We start from the raw sequence: 8,744 nt of genomic DNA, 5'->3' as shown, positions 1-8,744 counted from the left end.
TGCCCCGGCTGGGCGGTGATCGCCATCGACGGCGGCCCCCAGCTGGGTTTTATCGAAGGCCAGGAAATCCGCCCCGGCGTCACCCTCACCCGGGTCGCTGGCGACGGCATCGAGCTCACGGTGGGCGGCGCCCGCCAGCGGGTCGCCCTCGCCGAACGTGGCACACCCGCGGCCGCCCCCGGCACGCCGGGCGATCCGTCCATGCCGCCCGCCCACCCCCTCCCCGATCAGCCCCAGCCCGTCGTGACCCTGCCATCCGCGCGGATGCACACCGAGGTCAACGCCGTCGACGCCAGCCAGCAACCGTCCCAGGCCGGCTTCCCATCGAATCTCCAGGCCCAGCCCTTTCCGAGCCCGAACGACCAATGAAACCTGCCCGCCGCAGCCCGGGATCTGCCCGTCACCCTCTCGCCCGCACGCTCGCCTTCAGCTGCGCCCTGGCCTTTGCCGCCGGCATCGCCCTGCCGCCCGCAGCCGCCCTCGCCGCCGAGACCGAAACCCGCGGCAGCAACACCGATCCCGTCTCGCTCAACTTCGTGAATGCCGACATCGGCGCGGTGATCCAGGCCATCTCCAAGATCTCGGGGCGCAACTTCATCGTCGATCCGCGGGTCAAGGGCACCCTCAACATCGTCACTGCACGCCCGGTGCAGCGGCACCTCACCTACTCGATCCTGCTGTCGGCGCTGCGCCTGCAGGGCTACACCGCCATCGAGGGCCAGGGCGTCACCAAGATCGTCCCCGAAGCCGACGCCAAGCTCCACGCCGTGCCGGTGGGCAAGGGCCAGGGCGCTGGCGGCGGCGACCGTCTGACCACCCAGGTGTTCAGCCTCAAGCACGAATCAGCCGCCCAGCTGGTGCCGATCATCCGGCCCCTGGTGTCGCCCAACAACACCGTCACCGCCTACCCGGGCAACAACTCGCTGGTGGTCACCGACTACGCCGAGAACATCGGCCGCATCGCCCAGATCGTCGAATCCATCGACGTGCCGCAGACCGGCCTGCGGGTGATGACGCTCCAGCACGCCTCGGCCCTCGATCTCGCCCAGACCATCAACCGCCTGATGAACGACACCGGCGCCGCGGGTGTGGCCGGCGCAACCGGCGGCGTGGCGGGCGACGCCAGCCAGCGCGTCTCGGTGACGGGCGACCCGCGCACCAACAGCCTGCTGGTGCGCTCCGACAACCCGTCCAAGCTCAACGCCGTGCGCCAGCTGGTGGCCAACCTCGACCAGCCCGGGGCCAGCGGCAACATCCACGTGGTGTACCTGAAGAACGCCGAAGCCACCAAGGTCGCCCAGACCCTGCGCGCCGTGGTCACCGGCGAAGCCGGCGGCACCTCGGGCAGCAGCCAGAGCAACTTCGGCAGCACCAACAGCAACAGCAACACCGGCTCCAACTTCGGCAGCAACAACACCACCGGCAGCCAGAACAGCACCACCGGCTTCGGCAACACCCCGTCGTTCAGCAACAGCAGCACCAACACCAGCGGCGCCACCGGCAACGGCTTCATCCAGGCCGACCCGATGAGCAACGCGCTGATCATCACCGCCCCCGAGGCCATCTACAACAACCTGCGCAAGGTCATCGACCAGCTCGACCGGCGCCGCGCCCAGGTGTATGTCGAGGCGCTGATCACCGAAGTCAGTACCGAGAAGGCGGCCGAGATCGGCATCCAGTGGCAGGCCGGCAAGATAGGAAACACAACCGCCTACGGTGGCACCAGCTTCAACTCCAGCGGTAACAACATCCTCAACCTGGCCACGAGCATCGCCTCCAGCAGCGGCACCACACTGCCAGGCAACGGCCTCAACCTGTTGCTGGGCGGAGGCACCGTGACGGTGGGCGGGCGCGAGATCGCCAACCTCAACATGCTGGCCCGCTTCCTCGAGTCGGACACCAAGGCCAACATCCTGTCCACGCCCAACCTGGTCACCCTCGACAACGAAGAGGCCAAGATCGTCGTGGGCCGCAACGTGCCCTTCGTCACCGGCACCTACACCACCACCTCCACCGGCGCCAGCAACCCCTTCACCACCGTCGAGCGCAAGGACGTGGGCCTCACCCTGAAGGTCAAGCCGCAGATCTCCGAAGGCGGCACCGTGCGCCTGCAGATCTACCAGGAAGCCTCGGCGGTCATCGAATCCACCGCCACCAGCACCACCGGCCCCTCCACCACCAAGCGCTCCATCGAATCCACCGTGCTGGTGGACGACGGCGCGGTGATCGCCCTCGGCGGCCTGGTGGAAGACTCCTACTCCGGCGGCGTCGAGAAGGTGCCCGTACTGGGCGACATCCCCTACCTCGGCCAGTTCTTCCGCTACGACTCCCGGAAGCGCGGCAAGACCAACCTGATCGTCTTCCTGCGTCCGGTGATCCTGCGCGACGCCGCCGCCATCCAGGGCATCTCGGCCGACCGCTACAACTACATCATCGGCCAGCAGCGCGACCTCGACGACCCGCGCAACCTGATGCGCCGCGAACCCAACCCGCCGCTGCTGCCCCCGCCCGGCAGCCCGCCGCCGGCCGTGCCCTACAACATGCCGCGCATCGATGCGGCCCCCGCCGCGGGGCCTGCCAGCAGCACCCCGGCGCCCGCCGCCACCGGCTACACCCCATGACCAGCCCGGTCCTGCCCTACGCCTTCGCCAAGGCCCACGGCATCCTCGTCGCCGCCCAGGGGGCCGACCACGCCCAGCTGCTGCTGCGCGAAGGCGCCGATCTTGCCGCCCTGGCCGAAGTGCGGCGCACCCTGGGCCTGCCCCTCGCCATCGAGAACGTCTCCCGCGCCACCTTCGAGGCACGGCTGTCCGAGGCTTACTCCGGCGCCGACGGCAACGCCGCCGATGTGGTCGCCGACGTGGGCCAGGAGGTCGACCTCACCCAGCTCATGACCGAGCTGCCGGCCGTCGAGGATCTCCTCGAAACCCAGGACGACGCGCCGATCATCCGCATGATCAACGCGCTCCTCACCCAGGCCGTGCGCCAGTCCGCCAGCGACATCCACATCGAGCCCTACGAGCGCAACTCGGTGGTGCGCTTCCGCCGCGACGGCGTGCTGGTGGATGTGGCCCAGCCCCACCGGGCGCTGCACGCGGCGATGGCCTCGCGCATCAAGATCATGGCCAGCCTCGACATCGCCGAAAAACGCCTGCCGCAAGATGGCCGCATCGCCCTGCGCCTCGCCGGCCGGCAGGTGGACGTGCGCGTCTCCACGTTGCCCACCACCCACGGCGAACGCATCGTGCTGCGCCTGCTCGACAAGGGCAGCGGCCAGCGCGGCCTCGACAGCCTGGGCATGGCCGCCGACACCGTCGCGCCGTTTGCAAGGCTCCTCGACCAGCCCCACGGCATCCTCCTCGTCACCGGCCCCACCGGCTCGGGCAAGAGCACCACGCTCTACGCCGCGCTGCAGGGCATGGACGCCCGGAGCCGCAACATCGTCACCGTCGAAGATCCGGTCGAATACGACCTCCCCGGCGTCGGCCAGATCCAGGTCAACAGCAAGATCGATCTCTCCTTCGCCCGAGCGCTCCGCGCAATCCTCCGGCAGGATCCGGACGTCATCATGATCGGCGAAATCCGCGACCTCGAAACCGCGCAGATCGCCGTCCAGGCCAGCCTCACCGGCCACCTGGTGCTCGCCACCCTGCACACCAACGACGCCGCCTCGGCCGTCACCCGCCTTGTCGACATGGGCGTCGAGCCCTTCCTGCTCGCCTCCACCCTGCGCGGCGTGCTGGCCCAGCGCCTGGTGCGCCGGCTGTGCCCGGCCTGCCGCAGCGCCACGCCCACCACCGACGCCGACCGCGACCTCCTCGGCCCCGGCAGCCCGGCCCAGCTATGGCACGCCCCCGGCTGCCCGGATTGCGGCCACACCGGCTACGCCGGGCGCACCGGCATCTACGAGCTGATGGTCACCGACGACGCCCTCCAGCGCCTGATCCACACCGCCGCCGACGAAGCCGACCTGCGCGCCCACGCCCGCCACCAGGGCAGCCGCAGCCTGCGCGACGACGGCCTGCGCCTGCTGGGCGAGGGCGTCACCTCGGCCGAAGAGCTCCTGCGGGTCACCCGGGATTAAGCGATGACCGCCTTCCGCTATCGCGCCGTGGACAACGCCGGCCGGGAATCCGCCGGCGTGCTCGAAGCCGACACCGGCAAGGCCGCCCGCGGCCTGCTGCGCGAGCGCGGGCTGTTCCCGCTGGAGGTCGCCTCGGTGGCCCAAGGCGCCGGCGACGGCAAGGCCGTCCGCCGCAAGCTGAAGGAAGCCGACCTCACCCTGCTCACCCGCCAGTGGGCCACGCTGCTGGCGTCTGGCCTCACCGTCGAGCAGGCGCTCGCCGCCCTCATCGAGCAGGCCGAAACCGAAGCCACCCGCCAGCTGCTGGCCGGCGTGCGCTCCGAGATCCTCGCCGGCTACAGCCTGCGCGCCGCCCTCGATCGCTACCCGCAAGCCTTCACCACGCTCTACCGCGCGTCGGTGGCCGCCGGCGAGAAATCCGGCGAGCTCGCCCGGGTGATGAACCAGCTCGCCGACTACCTCGACCGCAGCCACGCCCTGCGCACCAAAACCCTGCAGGCCCTGCTCTACCCGGCCATCGTCGCCAGCGTGGCGCTGATGGTCATCATCGGCCTGATGACCTACGTGGTGCCGCAGGTGGTGTCCGTCTTCCAGCAGAGCAAGCAGGCCCTGCCGCTCCTCACCCGGGTGCTCATCGTGGTCAGCAGCCTGCTGCGCGAGTGGGGCTGGCTGATGATCCTGGCGATCATCGGCGGGCTCTTCGCCGGCCGCGCGGCGCTGCGTGACACCACGGTCAAGCGCCGCTGGGATGCCTGGCTGCTGCGCCTGCCGGTGCTCGGCCGCCACCTGCGCACCCTCGACGCCACCCGCTTTGCCAGCACCCTGTCGATCCTCGCCGGCAGCGGCGTGCCGCTCCTCGCTGCGCTGGACGCCGGCCGCCAGGTGATCAGCCGCCTGCCCCTGGCCGACGCCGTCGCCACCGCCGCCGAGCGCGTCCGCGAAGGCCAGCCCCTGTCCCGCGCCCTGGGCGCCAGCCGCCAGTTTCCGCCGCTGCTGATCCACATGATCGCCAACGGCGAGGCCACCGGCCGGGTCGATGAACTCCTCGACCGCGCCGCCCGCCTCCAGCAGGCCGAACTCGAAAACCGTACCGCCACGCTCACCGCCCTCCTCGAACCCATCCTGCTGCTCATGATGGGCGGCTTCGTATTGGTAATCGTGATGGCTGTGATGCAACCCATCATCGAAATCAATACCTTGATGAAATAAGGAACCGCCATGCACAACGCCCCCCGCCGCGCCCGCGGCTTCACCCTGATCGAAGTGATGGTCGTCATCGTCATCCTCGGCGTGCTCGCCGCGCTGGTGGTACCCAAGGTGATGAGCCGCCCGGACGAAGCCCGCGTCGTCGCCGCCAAGCAGGACATCTCGTCGATCATGCAGGCCCTCAAGCTCTACAAGCTCGACAACCGCCGCTACCCCAGCGCCGAGCAGGGCCTGCAGGCGCTGGTCACCAAGCCCGCCGCCGCGCCGGTGCCCGACAACTGGAAGTCCTACCTCGACAAGCTGCCGATGGACCCGTGGGGCAAGCCCTACCAGTACGTCATCCCCGGCCTCAAGGGCGAGGTGGACGTGATGAGCTTCGGCGCCGACGGCATCTCCGGCGGCGAAGGCTTCGATGCCGACGTCGGCTCCTGGAACCTCTGACCTCATCCCGATGGCGGCAGGCGTCTGGCGCAGCTTCGACCGTCCGTCCCGCGGCCCCGCGCCCGGACGCACCGCCGCGCCCCGCCGCCACGCCGGCTTCACCCTCATCGAAGTCATGGTGGTGCTGGTCATCATGGGCCTGATGGCCACCGGCATCAGCGTCGGCCTCGACAGCCTGCGCGGGCGCGACACCGACCAGGCCCTCAAACGCCTGCGTCTGGTGCTCGAAGCCACCGCGGATCGGGCCGCCGTGCGCGGCCGGCCCATCGCCATCGAGTTCCTCCCCGACGGCTACCGCTTCTCGGCCCTCGACCCCGACGACAACTGGCGGCCGCTGATCGACCCGCCGGTGTTCACCGACCGCCCGCTGCCCGCCGGCGTGGCCTGGCTGGGCCTGCGCATCGACGGCCAGCCCGACGCCGCCAGCCCGCGCCTGCAGTTCGGCACCCAGGCACCCGAATACGAGCTGCGTGTCGCCACCCCTGGCGGCGAGGCCCGCTTCACCGGCAAGGCCAACGGCACGGTGCAGCTCGCCATGCCCGGCGCCAACCGTTCATGACGCGCCCCGCCCGCGGCTTCACGCTGCTCGAAACCCTGGTCGCCCTGGCGATCCTCGCCATCGCGCTCACCGCGGCGTTCCGGGCGATGGGCGTCACCGCCCAGTCGTCGGGCGAGCTGCGCGAACGCCTGATCGGCGACTGGGTGGCCGAGAACCGCCTCGCCGAGCTGCGTGCCACCCGCGCCTGGCCCAACCCGGGCATCAACGAAGGCACCGCCGAGCAGGCCGGGCGCACCTACCGCTGGCGCGAAGACGTCAAGAACACCGCCAACCCGCTGTTCCGCCGGGTCGATCTGTCCGTCTTCGGCCCGGATTCCGGCGATCACGCCATCTCCCGCCTGTCCGGCTACGTGGCGAGGCCGCTGCAATGAGTCGTACCGGCCAGCGCGGCCTCACCCTGATCGAGCTGATGGTCGCCCTGTCGGTCTTCGCGGTGCTGGGCGTCCTGTCCTACCGCGCCCTGTCCGAAGTCGCCAACAGCCACACCCGTCTCGAAGCCAGCTTCGAACGCTGGCGCGCCATCAACCGCAGCATCCAGCGCATCGACGCCGATCTGCTGCAGGCCGTGTCCACCACCGGCCGCAACCCGGGGCAGACCGGCCGCGACGGCACGACACCCGGCGGTAACCCGAACCCCGCGGCGCGGACCACCACCGCCGCGCCCATGCTCCTCACCCGCGCAGCCAGTGGCGGGCCCGAGTTCCAGTTCCTGCGCCTCGACGACACCCGCGGCGTGCGCCGGGTCGGCTACCGGCTGGTGGACGGCCGCCTCGAATGGCTGCGCTGGAGCGGCCGCGACGCCCTCGGCGAGCCCGACGTCGAACCCCTGCTCGACAAGGTGCGCGGCGTGCGCTGGCGCTTCCTGCTGAACAACAACCGCCTCGACGCCTGGCCGCCGGGCGACACCCGCGCCACCCTGCCCGACGCGGTAATCCTCGAACTCGACCTGGAAGGCACCGGCGTCCTCACCCGCCTGATCGCCCTGCGCTGATGCTGCCCAACCGCATCCCCTCCCGCCCCCACGCCGGCCCCCAGAAGGGCGCCGCGGTGATCCTCGCCCTCCTCACGGTGGCGCTGGTGGCCGGCCTCGCTGCGGCCTCGGTGGGCGATCTGGGCGTGGCGATGGATCAGGTCGCCGGCCGCCACGACCAGGCCCAGGCCCGCCAACTCGCCCGCGGCGCGGTGGACTGGGCGCGCAACGTGCTCTCCGAAGACGCCCGCACCAGCCAGGTGGATCACCTGGGCGAAGCCTGGGCCGTCAAGGTACCGCCCACGCCGGTCGAGGAAGGCGAGGTCAGCGGCGAGCTGCAGGAGCTCTCCGGCCGCCTCAACCTCAACAACCTCGCCAGCGACGGCGCCGACATCGTCGAGGTGGAGCGCTTCCAGCGCCTGCTGTCGCTGGTCGGCGTGGCTGATTCCGACGCCCTCAACCTCACCGCCGCGCTGCTCGACTGGCTCGACACCGACGACAGCCCGCGCCTGCCCGGCGGCGCCGAATCCGGCTGGTACGGTGCCCAGACGCCCGCCCGCCGCTCCGCCAACGGCCCGCTGGTGGCGGTGTCCGAACTGCTCCAGGTGCGCGGCTTCACCCCGCAGCTGGTGGCCCGCCTCACCCCCTTCGTGGTCGCCGTGCCGCCGGGCTCCACGGTCAACGTGAACACCGCCCCGGCCGAGGTGCTCGCCGCCGTGGTGCCGGATCTGTCCCTCGACGCCGCCCGGCTGCTCGTCGTCCAGCGCAGCCGCGCGTGGTTCAAGGACGTGAACGACTTCAAGGCCCGCCTGCCCTCGCCGGATCTCCAGCCCGACCTCACCCGACTTTCCGTCACCAGCCGGCACTTCCTCGCCACCGGCCGTGCCCGTTACGGCGTGGCCATGGTGCGCATGGAAGTGCTGCTCGAACGCAGCCAGAACTGGTCCACCATCGTCTGGCAAAAACTGCTGTGATACGCCCATGAGTACCCGCCTCCTCCTCGCCATCGACGAACAATGGCCCGCCCGCCCGGACTGCCCGTGGGTGCTCCTCGGCCCGGACGGCAGGCCGCTCTCCGAAGGTCACTCCGAACCCCGACACTGGCCCGCCGCCGCCGAGTGCGAGCTCGTACTCACCGGCCCCCAGTGCCTGTGGCTCGAGGTGCCCCTGCCCCGCGGAGCCCGGCGCGACCTGCCGCGCCTCCTGGCCTACGCGCTGGAAGACCGCCTGCTGAAAGACCCGGACACCCAGCACCTCACCGTGAGCCACCGCCGCCCCGCCGACGACGGCGAGCGCGACCTGGCCGGCGTGCTGGTGGTCGCCCGGGATCGCCTGCGCCAGCTCGTCGCCCAGTTCGCCGCCATCGGCCGCCCCGCCCGCCGGGTCTTCGCGGAAGTCCAGACCGCCCCCACCGGCGAAGGCTGGCACCTCAGCCTGTCGCCCACCGGCGCCATCCTGCGCACCGGCAGCGGCAGCGGTGTGGC

The 8,744-nt window shown here is 71.0% G+C and carries 10 protein-coding genes; all 10 read left to right on the top strand.

What is annotated here, in order from left to right; translation table 11 throughout:
• Window positions 1–369: hypothetical protein (locus QQK25_RS21420; protein WP_284189790.1), on the top strand; the 369-nt coding region annotated here is incomplete at its 5' end.
• Entirely contained in the window at window positions 366–2,621 is a 2,256-nt protein-coding gene (gene gspD / locus QQK25_RS21415) for a type II secretion system secretin GspD (RefSeq protein WP_284189789.1), read from the top strand. The genes QQK25_RS21420 and gspD, both read left to right, overlap by 4 nt.
• Window positions 2,618–4,084, top strand: a complete 1,467-nt coding sequence (gene gspE / locus QQK25_RS21410; RefSeq protein ID WP_284189788.1) for a type II secretion system ATPase GspE — start codon at window positions 2,618–2,620, stop codon at window positions 4,082–4,084. The genes gspD and gspE overlap by 4 nt, the downstream gene beginning before the upstream one ends.
• Window positions 4,085–4,087: 3 nt before the next feature.
• On the top strand, window positions 4,088–5,293 hold the full coding sequence (gspF, locus tag QQK25_RS21405; protein WP_284189787.1) for a type II secretion system inner membrane protein GspF: 1,206 nt from the start codon (window positions 4,088–4,090) through the stop codon (window positions 5,291–5,293).
• A 9-nt stretch (window positions 5,294–5,302) separates the two neighbouring features.
• Window positions 5,303–5,731, top strand: a complete 429-nt coding sequence (gspG, locus tag QQK25_RS21400; protein WP_153161287.1) for a type II secretion system major pseudopilin GspG — start codon at window positions 5,303–5,305, stop codon at window positions 5,729–5,731.
• Window positions 5,732–5,741: 10 nt separating this feature from the next.
• Window positions 5,742–6,290, top strand: a complete 549-nt coding sequence (locus QQK25_RS21395) for a prepilin-type N-terminal cleavage/methylation domain-containing protein (protein WP_284189786.1) — start codon at window positions 5,742–5,744, stop codon at window positions 6,288–6,290.
• Window positions 6,287–6,661 carry a type II secretion system minor pseudopilin GspI gene (gene gspI / locus QQK25_RS21390; protein ID WP_153161285.1) on the top strand — a complete coding sequence of 125 codons (375 nt, stop codon included), beginning with the start codon at window positions 6,287–6,289 and terminating at the stop codon, window positions 6,659–6,661. Before QQK25_RS21395 ends, gspI begins: the two co-directional genes overlap by 4 nt.
• Complete coding sequence (gene gspJ, locus QQK25_RS21385; RefSeq protein ID WP_284189785.1) at window positions 6,658–7,281, top strand: type II secretion system minor pseudopilin GspJ; 624 nt, start codon at window positions 6,658–6,660, stop codon at window positions 7,279–7,281. Before gspI ends, gspJ begins: the two co-directional genes overlap by 4 nt.
• Window positions 7,281–8,234 (top strand): type II secretion system minor pseudopilin GspK, encoded by a 954-nt coding sequence (gspK, locus tag QQK25_RS21380; protein WP_284189784.1) that lies wholly within the window; start codon window positions 7,281–7,283, stop codon window positions 8,232–8,234. Before gspJ ends, gspK begins: the two co-directional genes overlap by 1 nt.
• A 7-nt stretch (window positions 8,235–8,241) precedes the next feature.
• The coding region (gene gspL / locus QQK25_RS21375) for a type II secretion system protein GspL (protein ID WP_284189783.1) at window positions 8,242–8,744 on the top strand (503 nt) is incomplete at its 3' end.

It is taken from the genome of Zoogloea oryzae (genome assembly GCF_030161255.1).
GTDB classification, from domain to species: Bacteria; Pseudomonadota; Gammaproteobacteria; order Burkholderiales; family Rhodocyclaceae; genus Zoogloea; species Zoogloea oryzae.
This window is presented reverse-complemented; position numbering and strand designations above follow the sequence as displayed.

Coding starts and splice junctions, on each gene's coding strand:
- gspD (WP_284189789.1), top strand. CDS start 366: ATGAAACCTGCCCGCCGCAGCCCGGGATCTGCCCGTCACCCTCTCGCC.
- gspE (WP_284189788.1), top strand. CDS start 2,618: ATGACCAGCCCGGTCCTGCCCTACGCCTTCGCCAAGGCCCACGGCATC.
- gspF (WP_284189787.1), top strand. CDS start 4,088: ATGACCGCCTTCCGCTATCGCGCCGTGGACAACGCCGGCCGGGAATCC.
- gspG (WP_153161287.1), top strand. CDS start 5,303: ATGCACAACGCCCCCCGCCGCGCCCGCGGCTTCACCCTGATCGAAGTG.
- QQK25_RS21395 (WP_284189786.1), top strand. CDS start 5,742: ATGGCGGCAGGCGTCTGGCGCAGCTTCGACCGTCCGTCCCGCGGCCCC.
- gspI (WP_153161285.1), top strand. CDS start 6,287: ATGACGCGCCCCGCCCGCGGCTTCACGCTGCTCGAAACCCTGGTCGCC.
- gspJ (WP_284189785.1), top strand. CDS start 6,658: ATGAGTCGTACCGGCCAGCGCGGCCTCACCCTGATCGAGCTGATGGTC.
- gspK (WP_284189784.1), top strand. CDS start 7,281: ATGCTGCCCAACCGCATCCCCTCCCGCCCCCACGCCGGCCCCCAGAAG.